The sequence below is a fragment of the Arthrobacter sp. TmtSoilC48 genome (genome assembly GCF_059739425.1).
In genome coordinates this window covers 1,935,876-1,952,921 of sequence record NZ_AP046049.1, presented here as the reverse complement: position 1 = coordinate 1,952,921, position 17,046 = coordinate 1,935,876, and the positions used below count along the sequence as shown (strand labels likewise).

The 17,046-nt window shown below is 62.6% G+C and carries 20 protein-coding genes; 9 read left to right on the top strand and 11 right to left on the bottom strand.

Annotation, left to right across the window (positions count from 1 at the left end):
• Nucleotides 1-97: 97 nt before the first annotated feature.
• From rsgA to AC6I97_RS09245, 3 genes are all read right to left on the bottom strand, one after another.
• Nucleotides 98-1,285: a ribosome small subunit-dependent GTPase A gene (gene rsgA / locus AC6I97_RS09255; protein WP_497944738.1), complete on the bottom strand. Its 1,188-nt coding sequence runs from the start codon at nt 1,283-1,285 to the stop codon at nt 98-100.
• Nucleotides 1,286-1,509: 224 nt separating this feature from the next.
• On the bottom strand, nt 1,510-1,962 hold the full coding sequence (locus tag AC6I97_RS09250; protein WP_497944737.1) for an NUDIX hydrolase: 453 nt from the start codon (nt 1,960-1,962) through the stop codon (nt 1,510-1,512).
• A 41-nt stretch (nt 1,963-2,003) separates the two neighbouring features.
• A complete protein-coding gene (locus AC6I97_RS09245) occupies nt 2,004-3,800 on the bottom strand; it encodes a glycoside hydrolase family 35 protein (protein ID WP_497944736.1) in 1,797 nt (598 codons plus the stop codon).
• Between the two features lie 50 nt (nt 3,801-3,850).
• Here AC6I97_RS09245 and AC6I97_RS09240 point away from each other — a divergent pair, with 50 nt between their 5' ends.
• The gene (locus tag AC6I97_RS09240; RefSeq protein ID WP_497944735.1) at nt 3,851-4,873 is read left to right on the top strand and encodes a pirin family protein; all 1,023 of its coding nucleotides are present in this window, start codon (nt 3,851-3,853) and stop codon (nt 4,871-4,873) included.
• A gap of 8 nt (nt 4,874-4,881) precedes the next feature.
• Here the strand turns inward: AC6I97_RS09240 and AC6I97_RS09235 are convergent, their stop codons facing one another.
• Nucleotides 4,882-5,817, bottom strand: a complete 936-nt coding sequence (locus tag AC6I97_RS09235; RefSeq protein ID WP_497944734.1) for an N-acetylglucosamine kinase — start codon at nt 5,815-5,817, stop codon at nt 4,882-4,884.
• A 41-nt stretch (nt 5,818-5,858) separates the two neighbouring features.
• Between AC6I97_RS09235 and AC6I97_RS09230 the strand changes: the two genes are divergently transcribed.
• Nucleotides 5,859-6,887 carry a nitronate monooxygenase gene (locus AC6I97_RS09230; protein WP_497944733.1) on the top strand — a complete coding sequence of 343 codons (1,029 nt, stop codon included), beginning with the start codon at nt 5,859-5,861 and terminating at the stop codon, nt 6,885-6,887.
• Here the strand turns inward: AC6I97_RS09230 and AC6I97_RS09225 are convergent.
• Nucleotides 6,862-7,836, bottom strand: coding sequence for a LysR family transcriptional regulator (locus AC6I97_RS09225; RefSeq protein ID WP_224091106.1), 975 nt, complete (start codon nt 7,834-7,836; stop codon nt 6,862-6,864). The genes AC6I97_RS09230 and AC6I97_RS09225 overlap by 26 nt on opposite strands.
• A gap of 108 nt (nt 7,837-7,944) precedes the next feature.
• Here AC6I97_RS09225 and AC6I97_RS09220 point away from each other — a divergent pair, with 108 nt between their 5' ends.
• Entirely contained in the window at nt 7,945-9,168 is a 1,224-nt protein-coding gene (locus AC6I97_RS09220; protein ID WP_497944732.1) for an MFS transporter, read from the top strand.
• A gap of 114 nt (nt 9,169-9,282) precedes the next feature.
• Nucleotides 9,283-9,789: an Lrp/AsnC family transcriptional regulator gene (locus AC6I97_RS09215; protein WP_224088233.1), complete on the top strand. Its 507-nt coding sequence runs from the start codon at nt 9,283-9,285 to the stop codon at nt 9,787-9,789.
• A 6-nt stretch (nt 9,790-9,795) separates the two neighbouring features.
• On the opposite strand, the gene AC6I97_RS09210 is transcribed toward AC6I97_RS09215, so the two are convergent.
• Nucleotides 9,796-11,031 carry an MFS transporter gene (locus AC6I97_RS09210; RefSeq protein ID WP_497944731.1) on the bottom strand — a complete coding sequence of 412 codons (1,236 nt, stop codon included), beginning with the start codon at nt 11,029-11,031 and terminating at the stop codon, nt 9,796-9,798.
• 186 nt (nt 11,032-11,217) lie between these two features.
• On the opposite strand from AC6I97_RS09210, the gene AC6I97_RS09205 reads away from it, so the two are divergent.
• The 4 genes from AC6I97_RS09205 to zapE are packed head-to-tail and all read left to right on the top strand — an operon-like array spanning nt 11,218 to nt 14,356.
• Nucleotides 11,218-11,688, top strand: a complete 471-nt coding sequence (locus tag AC6I97_RS09205) for an Lrp/AsnC family transcriptional regulator (RefSeq protein ID WP_497944730.1) — start codon at nt 11,218-11,220, stop codon at nt 11,686-11,688.
• Nucleotides 11,689-11,735: 47 nt separating this feature from the next.
• Nucleotides 11,736-12,161, top strand: a complete 426-nt coding sequence (locus tag AC6I97_RS09200; protein ID WP_224164924.1) for a DUF1761 domain-containing protein — start codon at nt 11,736-11,738, stop codon at nt 12,159-12,161.
• Between the two features lie 9 nt (nt 12,162-12,170).
• Nucleotides 12,171-13,166, top strand: coding sequence for a magnesium/cobalt transporter CorA (gene corA, locus AC6I97_RS09195; RefSeq protein ID WP_224164925.1), 996 nt, complete (start codon nt 12,171-12,173; stop codon nt 13,164-13,166).
• Nucleotides 13,163-14,356: a cell division protein ZapE gene (gene zapE / locus AC6I97_RS09190; protein ID WP_497944729.1), complete on the top strand. Its 1,194-nt coding sequence runs from the start codon at nt 13,163-13,165 to the stop codon at nt 14,354-14,356. The genes corA and zapE overlap by 4 nt, the downstream gene beginning before the upstream one ends.
• Nucleotides 14,357-14,385: 29 nt before the next feature.
• On the opposite strand, the gene AC6I97_RS09185 is transcribed toward zapE, so the two are convergent.
• From AC6I97_RS09185 to AC6I97_RS09165, 5 genes are read right to left on the bottom strand one after another with little or no spacing between them, the layout of a single operon-like run.
• Nucleotides 14,386-14,916: a ferritin gene (locus AC6I97_RS09185; protein WP_224088238.1), complete on the bottom strand. Its 531-nt coding sequence runs from the start codon at nt 14,914-14,916 to the stop codon at nt 14,386-14,388.
• A 44-nt stretch (nt 14,917-14,960) separates the two neighbouring features.
• Nucleotides 14,961-15,332: a fluoride efflux transporter CrcB gene (gene crcB, locus AC6I97_RS09180; protein ID WP_497944728.1), complete on the bottom strand. Its 372-nt coding sequence runs from the start codon at nt 15,330-15,332 to the stop codon at nt 14,961-14,963.
• Nucleotides 15,329-15,760, bottom strand: a complete 432-nt coding sequence (locus tag AC6I97_RS09175) for a fluoride efflux transporter FluC (protein WP_497944727.1) — start codon at nt 15,758-15,760, stop codon at nt 15,329-15,331. Before AC6I97_RS09175 ends, crcB begins: the two co-directional genes overlap by 4 nt.
• Nucleotides 15,747-16,253: a universal stress protein gene (locus tag AC6I97_RS09170; protein WP_497944726.1), complete on the bottom strand. Its 507-nt coding sequence runs from the start codon at nt 16,251-16,253 to the stop codon at nt 15,747-15,749. Before AC6I97_RS09170 ends, AC6I97_RS09175 begins: the two co-directional genes overlap by 14 nt.
• Before the next feature lie 16 nt (nt 16,254-16,269).
• Nucleotides 16,270-16,614, bottom strand: a complete 345-nt coding sequence (locus AC6I97_RS09165; RefSeq protein ID WP_224088246.1) for a zinc ribbon domain-containing protein YjdM — start codon at nt 16,612-16,614, stop codon at nt 16,270-16,272.
• Nucleotides 16,615-16,816: 202 nt separating this feature from the next.
• Here AC6I97_RS09165 and AC6I97_RS09160 point away from each other — a divergent pair, with 202 nt between their 5' ends.
• Nucleotides 16,817-17,020 (top strand): cold-shock protein, encoded by a 204-nt coding sequence (locus tag AC6I97_RS09160; protein ID WP_144648155.1) that lies wholly within the window; start codon nt 16,817-16,819, stop codon nt 17,018-17,020.
• Nucleotides 17,021-17,046 lie beyond the last annotated feature (26 nt).

Here is a 17,046-nt window from a genome sequence, read left to right as displayed (position 1 = left end):
ACCCGGGCCTATCTTCGGCGGACGATCTTCACCCAGCGTAGCCAGCACCACCGACGATGTCAGCGACGCCACGTATTCCGTAATGAATCGGCAATGTTCAGCGTTTGCGTCGTTTGCCGCCCTTTGCTGCGCGTTCCTGGGCTTGATCGTGCCGGTGTCTTTCCGCGGCACGCTGTCCCCTGTCCGCCGACATCACCTTTTGATGCCATTCGCGCTGATAGGCCCGCCTGGCTGCGGCATCGTGTTTCCGGTTCAGGGCCGCCAGTTCGCGTTGCAGTTTGAGGTAGCTGCCCCACCGGCGCTCGTCCAGGGTTCCGTCGGCGAGCGCCTCCAACACGGCGCACCCCGGCTCGGCTTGGTGGGAGCAATCGGCGAAGCGGCATCCGGCGAACAGCCCCTCAAGGTCGCCGAACATCTCCTCCATTCCGTCTTCGGCGTCGAACAGCCCAAAGCCACGGACACCTGGAGTGTCCATGAGCACGGCACCGCCTGCCAAGGGGACCAGTTCCCGGGAGGTAGTGGTATGCCGCCCCTTGCCGTCACCGGCACGCACCTCACCCGTTGCCTGGAGATCGCGTCCGGCGAGGGCGTTGATGAGCGTGGATTTGCCGGCACCCGAAGGGCCGAGCAGCACCAGCGTAGCCCCATCCGGGATGTGCTGCCTGAGGTCCTCAATGCCGTCGCCCTGCTCTGCTGACGTGGTGACCACCTCCACGCCGGCAGCCTGGAGGATGACTTCACCTACGACGTCGTCTGCCAGGTCCGCCAGGTCGGCTTTGGTAATGACGACCAGCGGAGTTGCGCCGGAATCCCATGCGGCCACGAGCGTCCGCTCCAGCCGGTTATGGGTAAGAGGCCGGTCCACGGGAACCACTACCGCCACGATGTCGATGTTGCTGCCCAGGATTTGTTCTTCGGAGGATGCCTCGAAAGCGCGCTTTCGGCTCAGGGCCGAATGCCGGGGAAGAACCTCGACGACGGATGGCTCACCGGCGCTGTTATGCCCCAGCCACACCCAGTCACCAGTGGCGGGCACCAAACCATGCCCGGGATAGGGAAGATGGAGCAGGCCACTGCTCGAGGCTACGAGCACACGGTTCCTGTCGAGGCGGACTACCCGTGCCGGAGCGTTGTGGCTGGTGTGGCCGTCCGTAGCCGGGTTGGCGCGGAAGAGTTCAGCGGTGCTTTCGGTATAGCCGTAGTCTGTTGGGCCTTGGAGACGGTGGCCGTCGGCTGCGTCGCTGAAACTGTTTTTTGGGTCGCTTGAAGAAGCGTAAGTATTCACGTTTGGTACCTCTGCTGAGGCCCGGCCGCCTAGCCTTGGCTGGCTGATGCCGGGACAGGAATGGTGGTGTGATGACGGTGCGCCGCGCGTGGGTGCGGGGCGCGCAGGATTATGGCAATCATCAGTTCCACCTCCTCAGCATCCGGGCCGGCAGCTGGCGGGCCGGCAACGTTCTACAGCGTAGCCAAGCCACTGGGCCTTTGGCTAGGTCTTTTGGGAGGCCTTTAGTCGAGCTTCCCGTCGGCTGGCCGCTCATTGTGCAGACGTATTGCCACGTCCACCAGGGAGACCCGGTTGAGTTTGCCGATATCTTCCAGGGGAATCCACGCCGCATGGGTAGTGCTGCCATCCACCTCGTGCGTCAGCTCGCCACCGACGATCGTGGCCTCGTAGACCAGCCGGAGCGCCTGGAAGTCCCGTAGCGTACCGTCCTGCCTGGCTTCCGCGGGCCAGTGTCCGACGTCGATGCCGAGCATGCGATCGATGCGGGCCTCATAACCGGTTTCTTCATAGACCTCACGGCGGCATCCGTCCACGGGATGCTCCGCAAGGTCCAGTCCGCCACCCGGCAGAGTCCAGCCTTCTTTGCCGTCCTGCTTCCAGTAGGCGAGAAGAATCCGGTCCTCCTGAATGATGATGGCGTAAGCGGCGGGGCGGGTGTCGAACTCCAGGGTCATGGTGCCAGCTTAGTAGGCAGCTACTTCCCAGCCGGTCTGCACTAAGGCAATTCGGCCGCCATGATCGGCCCGGCTTCTTCCGGGCCGAGGTCCGGTCCTTCGCGGAGCTCGACGACGGTCCCCGCTTCGGCGAGCTCCAGCACCTTGATGCTGTTGAGGCCACGCTTCACTAGAGGCGCCGGGGCATACAGGGTTACCTGGGGCCCTTTGTCCCAGTACCGGCCCAACAGGAAGCCGTTGAGCCAGACGAAGCCCTTTCCGGAACCAGGGAGCGCAATATATGTATCCGCCGGTTCCGCAACCAAGAACTCCGCTCCGGATAGTCCCTCGAGCTCCTCTGCCGCCCATTCAGCCAACGGTACTGGCGTTTGCGTCCAGTGGAAGGTGTAGCGCTGGTTGATCAGGACACCGCCCTGGATTCCTTTGCCATGCCCGGTCAGGGGACCGTAGTTGATGCGGCCCAGGTTCTCCACGAGGATCTCCAGCTTGGCCGGGACGCCGGTTCCGGTGACAGCCAACCCTTCGGCCCCGTTCACATCGTCGAGGACCCCGGCAAACTGACCATCCACCCAGATGTAGGCACGGTCATTCAACCCTGTGATTTTGAGGCGGCTCTCTACTGGGGCCCCGGGGCGTCCCGGGAGAGTCGCCTCGGCCGCATAAAGGACCATGCCGGCGTCGAGTCCCAACTGTTCAAAAGTGAGCGGTTTGACGCTGGTAACCGGCTTGCCCGAATCGCGGACGAGCTCCAACAGGTCCCGGCCTTCCGTCAGGGCCAGGGACTGCGCTGGAAGGACCGGGGCGTCCGTGAGCAACCCGGCAGGCAGTTCAGGAAGGTCCTCGATGCCCTGGGCGCGGTAGAACTCCTTCCTGAAGGCATGGAACTTTGGCGTTAATGCTCCGTTCTCGGCAATGGGGGCATCGGAGTCGTAGCTGGTGACCGTCGGCTGGAGCATGGTGCCATCGTGGTTGCTGCCGGATCCCAGGCCAAAGTTGGTGCCTCCATGTGCCATGTAGACGCACACCGATCCACCAGCATCGAGCATTTTCCGTGCTTCCGCCGCGGCGTCGTGGGCGTCGCGGCGGTGGTGGTGTTCGCCCCAGTGGTCAAACCAACCACCCCAGAATTCGACATTGAAGAACGGCTCGTCCGGTCGGCGCCTCTGCCATGTTGCGATAGCCTCGTCACCCCGGCTTCCCAACGTGGCTGTCGCCCAGGTCCCCTCGACGGAGCCGCCGTCGAGGAAGTAGTCAGTGCCGCCGTCGGCGGTGAACAGCAGCTCAGTGATCCCGCGCTCCTCCAAAGCACGGCGGTTCCAGCGGATGTACTCGTGGTCGTCGCCGTAGCTGCCATATTCGTTCTCAATCTGGACGGCGACGACCGGGCCGCCCGCAGATGCCTGCCGTGAGGCGATCTGCGGGAGAAGGTGATCGAACCACTCCTCGATCGCGGCCGTAAACTGTGGATCCATGCACCGCAGGCCGATCCCGGGGATTCCGGTGAGCCAGGCCGGGAAGCCGCCGTTGTCCCACTCCGCGCAAATGTAGGGGCCTGGCCGGACAATGACGTCCAAACCTTCCTCCGCGGCGAGATCGATGAAACGGCCAATGTCCCGCCAGCCTGTAAAGTCCGGCGCCTCTTCGCGCTTAGGCTGGTGGAAGTTCCAGGCGACGTAGGTGTCAACAGTGTTGGCGCCCATGGCCTTCAGCCGACGTAGGCGGTCCTGCCACAAATCGGGGTGAACCCGGAAGTAGTGGATGGCTCCCGCAAGGATGCGATACGGTTCACCCGAACGGTAGAGGACGGCGTCGTGGTAGCTCAAAAGGGCGTTGTTCACACGGAACAGATTAGCTCAATTTCCAACATTTATGCACAGGTGATGAACACATGACCAATCTTGATACTTCGCCGGCGGAACAAGTCTGCCCCGCCGCCCATGAAGGACAAGGCCCGTGCGTGCAGTTATGGCCCGAGCGTGAAGTTCCGCTGGGCGGCGTCCGTGCCATGAACGTGTTCCGCACCTTGCCCCAGCGCGGTTTGCCCACCGTTGGCGCTTGGTGCTTCCTGGACAGTTTTGGGCCGGACCGTGTGGCAATGAGCGTTCTCCCCCACCCCCACTGCGGTCTCCAGACGGTAACATGGCCGCTGGAAGGGGCCGTTAGGCACCGCGACAGCGTGGGAAGCGATGTTGTGGTCAAACCCGGTGAACTGAACATCATGACCGCCGGCCACGGAATCTCGCATTCGGAATTCTCGGTCCTGCCTGCGGCTACGGTGGCCGGAACGGATGACGGGATTCCCATGTCGCGGGGACTCCAGTTGTGGGTTGCACTCCCCGACGAGCACCGGCACCGCGAACCCTCCTTCGAGCAACACAGCGAGCTTCCAGTCGCTGTTGGCGAAGGCTACACGGCAACCGTGATGGTGGGTGAATTCGCTGGCCAGCGCTCACCCGCCACGATGTTCAGTCCCATCGTTGGTGCGGACATCACCGGCGCAGGTACGCTCCAGCTTCCGCTTCGACCCGAGTTTGAGCATGCAGTGTTGGTGCTGGACGGCCACCTGGTCATCGACGGCGAAGACATCGAACCAGGCCCCTTGGCCTATCTGGGTGCCGGCAGGAACAACCTGATCGTGGGGGCCCAACCGGATACCCGTTTCATGCTTTTGGGTGGCGAACCGTTCGGGGAAGACCTCTTGATGTGGTGGAACTTCGTGGGACGCACTCATGAAGAAGTGGAAAAAGCGCGTTTAGAATGGGAAGCCGAAGGCCTGCTGGACGACGACGCCGCCGCCACGTCACGCTTCGGATTGGTCCAGGGCCATGGTCCTGACGCAGGACCGGAAGCCGGACGCATCCCCGCGCCGCCACTTCCGGGCGTTAAGCTCCGGCCCCGTACCAGGGGCTGAGTCAAGCGTTACGCCCGCTGCTCGGCCACAAGCCGGGGGACGCCGAACACAGGGTCCTGTTGGAGAATCCGGACATCGACGATGCCCCGCTCGGCCAGCCGCGCCTTGAATGATTCCTGCAGGCGGCGGACGTTCATGCCCAGTCCACTGCCCAGAATCACGGGACCGTCCAAGCCCAGTTGTCGAACGACCTGCTCGGCCAGGTCAGCCAGGTCCTTGCCCGCCTGGTCCACCAGCTTGGCGCTGGCTTCATCACCGGCGTCCGCAGCCTCGACGACCAGGCGCGCTTGTTGCGCCCAATAACGGCGACCGGTTTCCGGGGAGTGGAACAAGGCGATCAGTTTGCCAGGCTCCTCCACACCACAGGAGTCCAGCAAGGCACGACTCAGGGTGTCCGGCTCAAGTCCCTGGTTCATCCGCCGCAAGCTGTGGCGCACGGCTTCGCGGCCCAGCCAGTAGCCGCTTCCCTCGTCGCCCAGAAGATAACCCCAGCCTCCGGCGCGGGCTTCCTCACCGGCCGCGTTCCGTCCCCACGCGGCAGAACCGGTTCCGGCAATCACCGCGACGCCCGTGCTTGCTCCCCCAGCCGCCAGAAGCAGCCTGGAATCGTGAACCACGGTGATGCGCGCCCCGGGGACGTGTGGGGAGATCAAGTCGGCGAGCGCTTGCGCGTCCTCATCGGTATCAATTCCTCCGGCGCCCGCGTAAACCTGGTCAATGTCACCGCCGCCGATCTTTCCGAAGAGTTCGGCGAGATTTGCCATGGCCTGCTCGCGGCTCACATTCTGCACATTGGAGCTTCCGGCGCTTTCGTCCAGGACGGGAACGCCATCTTCGAACCTCACGCCGCGCGTTTTCGTTCCGCCGATATCCAGCCCGATCACGGTTCCGGTGAGTGCCTGCGGGGACGCGTGGGAATGCATGGCAGAGTCAAGATTGTTCACCGTGAAAGACTAGCTTGGAGCGCCCCGAGGAGAAACTGCACATGTCGCATTCCCTGTTTGATACGCCTTTCATTGCAGCGCCCATGGCTGGTGGAACGTCCACTCCCGCACTCGTGCAGGCAGTCCAGGCCGGCGGAGGCTTGGGTTTTCTGGCGGCCGGCTACAAAAGTCCCGAGGCCATGGCAGCCGAGATCGCAACAGCGCGTGCCATGGGCATCCGGTTCGGAATGAACGTTTTTGTACCGGACACGGTGCAACTCTCCCCGTCCGCCGGGGCGCGCGCGAGGCTGGAGGCGTACCGGACGGAACTTGAAGCAGAGGGCGCCCGCTACGGCGTGGCAATCCCAGCCCTCCGATTTGACGACGACGACGCCTGGCAGGACAAAATCGACGCGCTGATCGCGGATCCTGTGGAGTTCGTCAGCTTCGTCTTCGGGCTTCCGGGACGCTCTGTGGTCAAGGCCCTGCAGAAGGCCGGAACTGCTGTCATCTCCAGTGTGACCAGTGTCGCCGAGGCCCTTGCAGCCGCGGAAGAAGGCCCGGATGCCCTTGCGGTGCAGCACAGTTCCGCAGGAGCACACAGCGCGACGTTCTTGGCAGCCGACCCAGGAGAAAACAGCACGACGGCGGGTCTCATCGCCGAGGTGCGTACCGCCGTCGACCTTCCGCTGATTGCGGCCGGTGCGGTGAGCGACGGTACAGCGCTTCGCGAAGTCCTGGCTGCTGGTGCGTCAGCCGCGCAAGTTGGTACGGCGCTGGTACGAACGGAGGAAAGCGGAGCCCGGCAACCGCATAAAGATGCCCTGGGCGACCCGCGCTTTACGGAGACGGCCAGGACCCGGGCCTTTACGGGACGATACGCCCGTTCACTGGTCAACGCGTTCGTTCGCGATCACGCGGACGCGCCAGAGGGTTATCCGGCAATCCACCACCTGACGGCGCCGATCCGGGCAGCAGCATCGGCGGCGGGTGATCCTGACCGCCTCAATCTGTGGGCAGGCACTGGTTGGCGATCAGCAAAGGAAGGATCCGCAGCGGATGTTGTCAGGGGTTTCCTGAGCGGGCTCTGACAAGCTCGGCCAGCAATGCTTCGCCCTCCGTTACCACCAGCTCACGGAACAGCCTGACGGCGTCGGGTTCGAAGGTGCGCTCCCGCCATGCCATGCCGATTTGCCGGAACGCAAGGTCGGATTCGATGGGAACTTCCACAAGTCCCAACTCGGCCCCTGGCAGGAACTGGCCAGTTCCGGAGCCGGGCCCGGCGGGAGGCAGGATGCAGAAGCCCAGCCCGGCCGCCACCAGCCCCCTGGCAGTGTGGGATTCCTGGACTTCAAAGGCGGTCCGCGGACGGAAGCCCGCTTCGCGCAACAGCGCTTCGCCCAAGGCCCGGAGCCCGACGCCAGCCGGCAGCGTCACATAAGGGTCATGCCGCAGCTCGGACAGGTGCACGCTGGGGCGGCCCGCGAGTGGGTGCCGATAATGCAGCACCACACGCAGTGGCTCCCTGTAGAGGGGCAGGGAGTGGATTCCCCTGCCTTCCGGGGCGATCGGTGCAGTGAGGGCGAAATCTGTATCGCCCCTGGCTAGTTCGTCCAGGCAGTCGTCGCGCGGACCCTGCCGTAGCTCGAAGACCGTATGCGGATGCCTGCCACGGTATGCGCTGATGAGCAGGGGCAGAGTCGCTTCACCGAACGTGTGCTGGAACGAGATGCCGATGCGTCCCCTCACCACGTCCGATTCGTGCCTTACCCTGTCCAATCCGGCTTGGAAGTCTTCCAACGCTGCTTCGATGTAGGGCAGCAACGTCCTTGCCGCCGGAGTCAGGCGGATACCACGCCCATCACGAACAAGAAGATCCATCCCCACAATCGCGCTTGCCCTCGCCACTGCACGACTCACCGTGGACTGGGGAACGCCGAGGAGCTCGGCCGTCTCCGTCATATGCTCCGTCCGGCCCAGTTCTGCCAGGACGGGAAGCAGCGGCAGGAGCTGCACAAGCTGTTGGTGATCCGGTTCCATGTGCCTGCCGTTCCGCTCCAGCATCAGTAGGACAATCATGCAGTTATGCATGAATCATAAGCGAATGATGCATTGGATCACCCAATCCAGGAAGCCTAATCTGGGCCAGTGACTAAAACAGCCGTGAGCGTTACACCATGGGAAGGACACGCCAAGGGTTCCCGTGGCTATCGACGCGTGCTTGCCGCGTTGGCCTTGGCCGGGGTTGCGACGTTCGCCCAGCTGTACTCAACCCAGGCAGTCCTGCCACTGATGGCCGCCGACCTCCAAATCTCCGCAGCTGAAGCCGCACTGAGTATCTCGCTGGCCACCGTGGGACTTGCCGTGAGCGTCCTGCCGTGGTCCTTCGTCGCAGACAGGATCGGCCGGGTTCGCGCAATGGCCATCGGCATCGGAGCTGCGACGGTACTGGGGCTCGTTGTTCCACTGGCACCGACTGTTCCACTGGTCCTGGGACTACGGACTCTTGAAGGCATGGCCCTGGGCGGAATCCCAGCCATAGCCATCGCATATCTGAACGAAGAAGTCACAAAAATCCACACGGCACTGGCGGCCGGAAGCTACGTTGCCGGAACCACGCTCGGCGGACTTGCCGGACGCTTGGTCGCGGGTCCAGTGGGAGAACTCTGGGGGTGGCGGGCAGCCGCGCTGGCAGTGTCCCTGCTGGCCACCGTCTCGGCGGTACTGTTCGTGGTGCTGGTTCCCAAACAGCGACGCTTCATGCCCGCGCCGGCCAGAGGATTCCGAGGAGCCTTGCGCACGCTGGGGACCCATTCCAGAAACCCCAAACTGTTCTCCCTTTACCTTCAGGCATTCCTGCTCATGGGCGGATTTGTCGCGGTCTACAACTACCTCGGGTTCAGGCTCCACGCGGAACCATTCGGGCTTCCCACCACGGTGGTGAGCCTCATTTTCCTGGCCTATCTGTCCGGAACCGTAAGCTCCCGGTGGGCGGCCGGACTCACCACGCGCTTCGGGCGGCGCAACGTCCTGCTCTTTGGGATTGTCATTATGATCACGGGCCTCGCCCTGACGTTGGCAGAGAACCTCGTGGCAACGTTGATCGGCCTCGTGGTGTTTACTGGAGGCTTTTTCGCAGCCCACAGCGTGGGCTCCGGCTGGACCGGTGCCATCGCCACAACAGGCCGCGCCCAAGCGGCATCACTCTATAACCTCTCCTACTACTTGGGGTCCAGTGTCATCGGCTGGGCGGGAGGCCTGGCTTTCCAGGCGTTCGGGTGGCCGGCTTTGGCCTGGAGCGTCATGGCGCTTGCCTTCACGACGGCGGTAATCACCGCCGTCGTGCATCGCTCACCGACCCCGCAAGAATAATCCACGCTGTACCGGGTCGACCCTAGGCAAATATTCGGGAACAACGGGCGGGAACGAATGGATGGCCGGGATTTCAATGATTATGATGAATGAAAGGCAATTTCAGGAGGATCCGTGAGCAACCCCGCGAAGAATGTTCGGCCACATTCAGGCAGCGCCGAGCCGCTGGACGCTATTGATGAACGAATCCTCGCCGCCCTGGTAGAGGACGCCCGCATCTCCAACAAACAATTGGCGGAACTCGTGGGAATCGCTCCCTCCACTGCTCTGATGCGGACCAGGGCCCTGTCCGAACGCGGGATCATCGAAGGCTTTGAGGCGATCCTCAGCCTGCCGGCGATCGGCCGCTCGGTGCAGGCGCTCATTGCTGTCCGTCTCCGCGCCCATGATAGGGATCAGATCGACCGCTTCACCGCACGCGTCCCTAAGCTGCCGGCAGTGATCTCCACCTTCCACACCACAGGCTCCGTGGATTATCTTCTGCATATTGCCGTCGCCAACACCGACGACCTCCGCAACTGGCTGCTCGATAACCTCGCTACTGATCCAGTGGTCGGACACACGGAAACCACCATGGTCTTCCAGCACATCCCCGGCAACCGAGGTCCGCTTCCCGAGTAGCCCGGCTCAGGCGCGCAGGGCGCCCCGGACTGATGCCGCAGCGAGCGCCAGCGCCGCAACCCCGCATAGCACCGTAAAACCAACGACGGCGGTCTGCAAGCCCAACGCCGACACCGCCAGTCCCAAGCCAATCACCGGAACCGCGCTTCCCAGATAGGTGACGACGTACACCGTACTGATGACCTGCGCATGCCGGGCCGCCTCTACCTTCCCGGCGACGTCGTTGAACACCTGACGGAACGCGATGCCCTGCCCTGCACCGGCGGTCACGCTGGCGGCCACCAGCACCAACGGGCTCGACCAAGCGGCGGCAGCTCCCACCAGGACTATGGAGACGCCCAACACCGCCAGGGCAACGGGGACCAGGTAGCGTCCGCGTACTCCCACCAACTGGCTGAGCGCCGATGCGCCCAAGGTCACCCCCGCCATCAGCCCGACAAGGGGCCTGGAATCGGCATGCACCACCGTTGCGAAATATCCCGGAGCCAGCGACAAACAGAAGCCAAAGACTGCGAAGCTTAGGAAGCCCACCGCGGATGCCATCCAAAAGGCACCGCGTGCATGACTGGAAATAGCGGGCTTTCGTGGAGCGAGAACCTTCAGCGCCGGCTTTCCCTCAGCGGGGGCAATCGCGGGCCTTGCCTTGAGTAGCCACAGTGGAATGAGTGCGGCGAGAAGCACCCCGGAGTGGATGTAGTAGGGCGTTCGAGTAGGGTCCGGAAGCAGCGACAGGAGACCACCGATTGCGGGTCCGGCAGCCACGCCACCAGCCGAGGAGAGCAACGTGAAGCGCGAAGCCCAGTCAGGCCTCTGGGGCAACAGTTCACGCAGGGCTGCGGAGCTGGCCCCGGTGGCCAGCCCTACTGCCACGCCTTGGAAGGCCCTGCCGAGGGACAGCATGCCAAGGCTGTCCGCACTCGCGAAGATGATGCCACCCAGCAATCCCATGACGACGGCAAGCACCAGTGCCGCCCGCCTTCCAATGTGATCGGACCAGTGCCCCGCCACCATGAGAACCACAACCAGCGCCACAACGTAGCTGGCAAAGGCAACCGTGACGTCCAAGGGGGACATCCCCAGCCTGGCCTGCAGCAAAGGATAGAGAGGTGTGGCCAGGTTTGCGCCCACCAGCAGGGTGAAGATCACGATGCCGGCCAGCACCAACCTTGCAGTGGTGGTGGCATCCCAACTCCAGGCTCCGGCTTTGGCCGGACGCATGCGGAGTTCGCTCAAGACAGTCATTTCCGTGCCCTTGATTCGGGGCTGCGCGCGGGTCCTTGTGGGATGGAGGGCGCAGCCAGGTTTCGGTAGCAACAGATTGCCGTAGACCTGCGCTCGATGAAGCAGAAACGTGGGAAAATTGAGCAAAATAGTCAAACTATTGTTGTCTCAGTGAGCCGGAGTGACCATTTGAATACCTTGGACCCCATGGACTTGAAGATCCTGCTGGAACTCATCAAGGATCCCCGCATCCAAATCGCCGAGCTCAGCGACTCACTCGGCATCGCCCGCAATACTGCGCAGAGCCGCTTTAAGCGGCTGCTTCGGTCCGGGGTCCTTCAGGCAGCAGGCCGTGAAGTGGACCTGGAAAAGGTGGGGTACGACGTCGTAGCTTTCATCACCATCGAAGTGACGCACCGCGAACTCGATGGCGTCATCGGTGCCCTGCGGCTGATTCCACAAGTGCTGGAGGTCCACGAAATCTCCGGACGTGGAGATCTCTGGTGCCGCGTGGTGGCAACCGATACACATAACCTGCAATCCGCGCTGAGGTCCGTCCTGCGTACCAAGGGCGTCATCCGAACAGAAACTGTCCTGGCGCTCCACACACATATCCCCTACCGCACGGAGCCTTTGATGGAAAGGTTGGCCGGTTCCACCAACACGCGGTCAGCATGAGCGTTTGAACGCGGTTCCAGGGGTCGCAGCCGTTTAGGCTTTTGACCATGGATTGGCTCTCACACATATTGCAGATCAACTGGCTCGCTGTTCTCCTGGCCTTCATTTCAAGCATGGTGATCGGCTTCGTTTGGTACATGCCGGCCGTCCTTGGGCGCAGGTGGATGCAAGCGATCGGCAAAACCGAAGAGGACCTTAAGAACATCGATGGTGGAGCCGGCATCTGGATTCCCATGATGCTTGCCGCCGCGCTCACCAGCATTCTGCTGGCCATCCTGATCAGTGCCCTGGAGCTCAACACGTTCCTGGCAGGTGGCTTCTTCGCCCTCATCCTGGCTTTGGTCTTCCGTGCCGGAGGACATGTCATCCACAATGGTTTCGCGGGGCGTCCCTCGGAGGTGACCGTTATTGATGCGGGGCACGATATCCTCGCCATGACCGTTGCCGGCGCCATCATCGGTGCCATGCAGTAGCGTTCACTCGTGACCATCATTGATAACGCCGTCTATGTAGAAGGCGTACGCACAGCCACCCCACGTAACCTTGAGCAGACTTTCGAGACACTCTCGGAGCAAGGTGGCATGGCGTGGATCGGTCTCTACCGGCCCACCCGGGACGAAATGACCGCTGTCGCCCATGAGTTCGGCCTCCACGAGCTCGCTGTGGAAGACGCCGTTTCAGCACACCAGCGGCCCAAACTGGAGCGCTACGACAACAACCTCTTCACAGTCCTGCGACCCGCCCGCTATCTGGACGCTTCCGAGACGGTGGAGTTCGGCGAGCTGCACATCTTTACAGGTCCCAATTTCGTAGTGACCATCCGCCATGCCGAGACCGGCGGAGTTGCGCGTGTCCGCCACCGTTTGGAGCAGCGGCCGGACCTCCTGCGGCATGGACCGGAAGCGGTACTCTACGCCCTCCTGGACCAGGTGGTGGACGATTATGCACCTGTCGTTGCCGGGCTCGAGAACGACATCGACGAAATTGAGGACCAGCTCTTCAGCGGCGATACAGCAGTGTCCAGGCGGATCTATGAACTTGCCCGTGAAGTCATTCAATTCCAAAGGGCCATCCAGCCTCTTCCGGACATCATGGTGCTGCTGGAGAAGGGCTTCGAGAAATACGGCGTGGACATCGAGCTCCAGCGCTCCCTCCGTGACGTAGAGGACCACGTCCAGCGCGTCATCTCCAGGGTGAACTCCTTCAGGGATCTCCTGCAGAACGCCCTGACCCTCGACGGCACCCTGACAGCGAACCGCCAGAACGAGGCGAGCGCTGCCCAGAACGAACAGGTCAAGAAGATTTCCTCGTGGGCCGCCATTCTGTTCGCGCCCTCCTTTGTGGCAGGCGTTTACGGCATGAACTTCGACCACATGCCGGAGCTGCACTGGGACTTCGGCTATCCGATGGCCATCGGACTCATGTTCGGAGCAGCACTGCTCATGTATCTCATCTTCAAGCGGAAGGGCTGGCTGTGACGCCCCCATTCCTCCCGCAACCGGGGAGCCTCCCGCAACGTGGAAGACTCCCGCAACGAAGAAGACAGGGCAACCGGGAAACTGTCCTGGCGCTCGTGGAGGGCATCACGCACGACGCCGGACGGCTGGGTTTCCAGCTTGAGCCCAGCCAGCATGAAGCAGCGCAGCGGTTGGCGTCCTTTGGTGCAGAGGTAACTGCCCGCCGTCGAGCGCGTCAGCGAAGGACGCCGCGAAGTATCTATCTTCACGGACCTGTGGGTCGCGGCAAAACGTGGCTCATGGACAGTTTCCACGACAGGCTCCGCGCCCGGAAACGTCGCGTCCACTTTCATGATTTCTTCCGAGGGCTCCACGCCGGGACCCGCCGTTCCGGTTCCGCGGATGGAACAGCCATCCAGCACTCGGTGGATGTGCTCCTGGCGGACATCGACGTCCTGTTCTTCGATGAGTTCCATGTCCATGACGTTGGGGATGGGATGTTTATCGCGCGATTGCTGCGAACCGCGGCGCAGCGCCGGATTCCCTTGGTGGTGACGTCCAACTACGCCCCGGACGATTTACTGCCCAATCCGCTGTGGCACGACCATTTTGTGCCCACCATCGAAGCCATCAAAGAGATGATGGATATTGTGGAGGTCAATGGCCCCGCCGATTTCCGGCGGTTTCCTGCAGCAGGTTCCCAACCCAGCGCCGCGCCCAAAGCCTTTAGCTCTGGCCGGATCATCACACCGGGGACGCCCAAACAACTGGGACGGTTGGGGCTCTTCCGGCCATCGGTATCCCAAAGCCGCGTCCTGACCCCAACAACGCAGCCGATCGTGGTCAAGAACGCTGACCGGGACCTGCTCTGGGTGGGGTTTCCGGAATTGTGCGCAGGGCTGACCTCCACTGCGGACTTCCTGGCCTTGGCGCACAGTTTCAAGACCTGGGTGATCGACGACGTTCCCTCCCCTACCGGGGGCGACCCTGCTTCCGCGCCCGCATGGCAGCGGTTCAGCAATGCCATGGATGTGCTTCACGATCAGGACATCACACTGTTCCTGATCGGCGCCGGACCCCTGGACTGGGACGCGGAGCCCTCCGGCAGCGTCCCTCCCGTGGACCTGGCCCGCATTGCCAGCCGCCTGTCCCTGCTAGGCAGGTCCGACCCTGACGATGCCCTGGCAATCGAAGAGGCCGCCGGAAGCTGAGCTTCGGGCGGCCCCTTGGTTTTTTGCAGCTAGATCGCGCCGCCGGCAGCAGACGGTGCACTGGAATCATGCCCGCCATCGCCAACGCTCTCACGCGCAACGTAATTCTCGATATCGAAGAGGTTCTCCGCCCGCTCCGTGATGTTGAGAAGCGTGGTCATGGAGGCAACTTCCTCAACCTGTTCCTTCAGGAACCACAGCATGAACTGCTCGCCCAAGGCGTCGCCCTCAGCACGGGCCGCGCGGAACATCTCCTCGATGTTGCGCGTAACTTCCCTTTCCTGCTCAAGGGCCAAAGCGATAGGTTCCTTGGCGTTGGTGAAGTTGTTGCGGACCGGGGCGATGCCCGGGATCTCGACGGGCACGTTGCGGTCCAGCATGTACTGGACCATCATCATGGCGTGATTGCGCTCCTCGAGGGACTGGCGGTAAAAATGCCGGGCAAGCTGCGGCAAGTCCTGACCGTCAAAATACACGGCTACTGCAATGTATTGCTGGGAGGCCGCAAACTCATTGGCGACCTGAACGGACAACAGCTCATTGAATGTCTTGTTAGCCATGGCACCGATCCTACAGCCGGGCCAAGACAGCCAGACAGTCTTCTTTAAGCCAGCAGCAGAGCGAACCAAACACCGGCCGCGGCAGCCGCGACGCTAACGGCCATGGAACCCAACCCGTTGACGAGCGCCAGCCCCATCCGCCCACTCTGCACCAGCCTGATGGTCTCCAGACTTGCCGTGCTAAACGTCGTATAGCCGCCCAGGAAACCAGTGCCGAGGATGAGTTGAAGGGATTCAGGCGCCTGCCCTTCCATCACCAGACCTGCCAGGAACCCCAGGAGCAAGGAACCGGAAACATTGATGAAAATGGTGGCCCATGGCAGGGCAGTACGTACGCGTGCCCGGATGAGCCCGTCCAGCATGAACCTAACAGCCGCGCCCAGTCCTCCCGCGAGGGCCAACAGGATGACTGTCATTTCGTACGCCTGTGATGCCATGCGGCGAACCAGATTCCCGCCATGGTTGCGAGCGCCCCACCCAGCAGGCTCAGGCCCAGATAACCCAGGGCAGCAGTCGTGTCACCTGAGGTGAACAGGTGCACCGCATCCAAGGCGAGCGTGCTGTACGTGGTGTAGGCACCCAGGAAGCCCGTACCCAAGGCGAGGCGCAACGCCCGGCGACGGCCGACGTCGGGCCCCCTCCTGGCAAGTCCCTCCAGCAAAGCGCCCAGGGCCAAAGCGCCGGAAAGGTTGATCAGAAGGGTGGGCAACGGCCAGGATCCTGGCGAAGGAATCATAAGTCCGAGGCCGTAGCGGGCGAGTGCCCCGAACACGCCACCCGCGGCCACAATTCCGATGAACCCCCAGTGAAGATGGACGGGACGCCTGGCGTCAGTCGTCATCATCCACCGGTACCCGTGGCTCCACGGGTACAACCAACACAGGGCGATCCTGGCGGTGGAAGAGCTGACGGGCAATGGAGCCCGCCGTCAGCTCTTTAATGGCCGAACCGAGCTTGCGGTCCCTGGAGCCCACCACAATCATGGACGCGCCGATATCTTCGGCCTCACGGGCCAACGCCCGTGCCGGTTCGCCTGCCAGGGAAACGATGGACCAGCTCAAGTCAGCTTCGGCCAACTGGGTGGCAATAACTGTCCGCAAGGATTCCGGGACGTTCTCGGCATCATCGTCCACGCCGTCGGGATCAATCGGAGCAGACGGCCCGCCCGTGGTTCCATCCACGGGATAAACGGTCACATCAACGAAGGCGCACACCAGCGGCAGCCCGGCGCTAAGCGCCACCTCGGCGGCACGCTCTACGACGACGGGACGCTGCCCGGGCATGACGCCTACCAGGATGGGGCCGATGAGGCCTTTGGGTACTGGGGTCCCCGTCATCGTAAAGCGCCTCCCGTCAGACTTTCTTCACAACGCTGGACTTGAGCTGCATGGGGCCGAACCCGTCCACCTTGCAATCAATATCGTGATCCCCCACGCCGTCGACCAGCCGGATGTTCCGCACTTTGGTGCCGACCTTGATGGCCGTGGCGCTGCCCTTCACTTTGAGGTCCTTGACCACCGTGACGGTGTCGCCGTCACTCAGGATGTTGCCCACCGCGTCCTTAATGACATTCCCCTGCTCGTCGCTCCCGCTCATTGGTGACCATTCGTGGGCACATTCAGGGCAAACCAACAGCGCGCCCATCTGGTAGCTGTATTCACTGGAGCATTCGGGGCACGGAGGCAGAGAGTCGTTCACAGGGTAATTCTAAGGGGGCATCCACCGCTGGCCGGCCCTTCCAACCACGGCCCGGAAGCCTACCCCGGCACAAGGACATTAAGAAAGGCGCGGCAGAATCTGTTGCCCCATGTCAGATCGACACATAGGCTCAATAATGTGAGTGGCGGGGACGGTGATCCGACAAGCGGTACCGACCAGCTACCCGTGAAGGAAAACAAGCATGGCTACAGGCACAGTGAAATGGTTCAACGCTGAAAAGGGCTTCGGATTTATTGCCCCGGACGACGGTGGACCGGATGTATTCGCCCACTATTCAGCAATCACGTCCAGCGGATACCGTTCCCTGGACGAGAACCAGAAGGTCCAGTTCGACATCACCCAGGGCCCCAAGGGACCTCAGGCGGAGAACATCCAGCCCCTCTAAACTCCCACAAAAGAAACCGGCCAGGC

Bases quoted from the DNA above. Each gene is read 5' to 3' on its own strand.
- AC6I97_RS09210 (WP_497944731.1), bottom strand. From the start codon at position 11,031: ATGACTGTCTTGAGCGAACTCCGCATGCGTCCGGCCAAAGCCGGAGCC.
- AC6I97_RS09205 (WP_497944730.1), top strand. From the start codon at position 11,218: ATGGACTTGAAGATCCTGCTGGAACTCATCAAGGATCCCCGCATCCAA.
- AC6I97_RS09240 (WP_497944735.1), top strand. From the start codon at position 3,851: ATGACCAATCTTGATACTTCGCCGGCGGAACAAGTCTGCCCCGCCGCC.
- crcB (WP_497944728.1), bottom strand. From the start codon at position 15,332: ATGACAGTCATCCTGTTGGCCCTCGCGGGAGGACTGGGCGCGGCTGTT.
- AC6I97_RS09250 (WP_497944737.1), bottom strand. From the start codon at position 1,962: ATGACCCTGGAGTTCGACACCCGCCCCGCCGCTTACGCCATCATCATT.
- AC6I97_RS09225 (WP_224091106.1), bottom strand. From the start codon at position 7,836: ATGGAACCGGATCACCAACAGCTTGTGCAGCTCCTGCCGCTGCTTCCC.
- AC6I97_RS09160 (WP_144648155.1), top strand. From the start codon at position 16,817: ATGGCTACAGGCACAGTGAAATGGTTCAACGCTGAAAAGGGCTTCGGA.
- AC6I97_RS09175 (WP_497944727.1), bottom strand. From the start codon at position 15,760: ATGATGACGACTGACGCCAGGCGTCCCGTCCATCTTCACTGGGGGTTC.
- AC6I97_RS09200 (WP_224164924.1), top strand. From the start codon at position 11,736: ATGGATTGGCTCTCACACATATTGCAGATCAACTGGCTCGCTGTTCTC.
- AC6I97_RS09185 (WP_224088238.1), bottom strand. From the start codon at position 14,916: ATGGCTAACAAGACATTCAATGAGCTGTTGTCCGTTCAGGTCGCCAAT.
- AC6I97_RS09170 (WP_497944726.1), bottom strand. From the start codon at position 16,253: ATGACGGGGACCCCAGTACCCAAAGGCCTCATCGGCCCCATCCTGGTA.
- AC6I97_RS09230 (WP_497944733.1), top strand. From the start codon at position 5,859: ATGTCGCATTCCCTGTTTGATACGCCTTTCATTGCAGCGCCCATGGCT.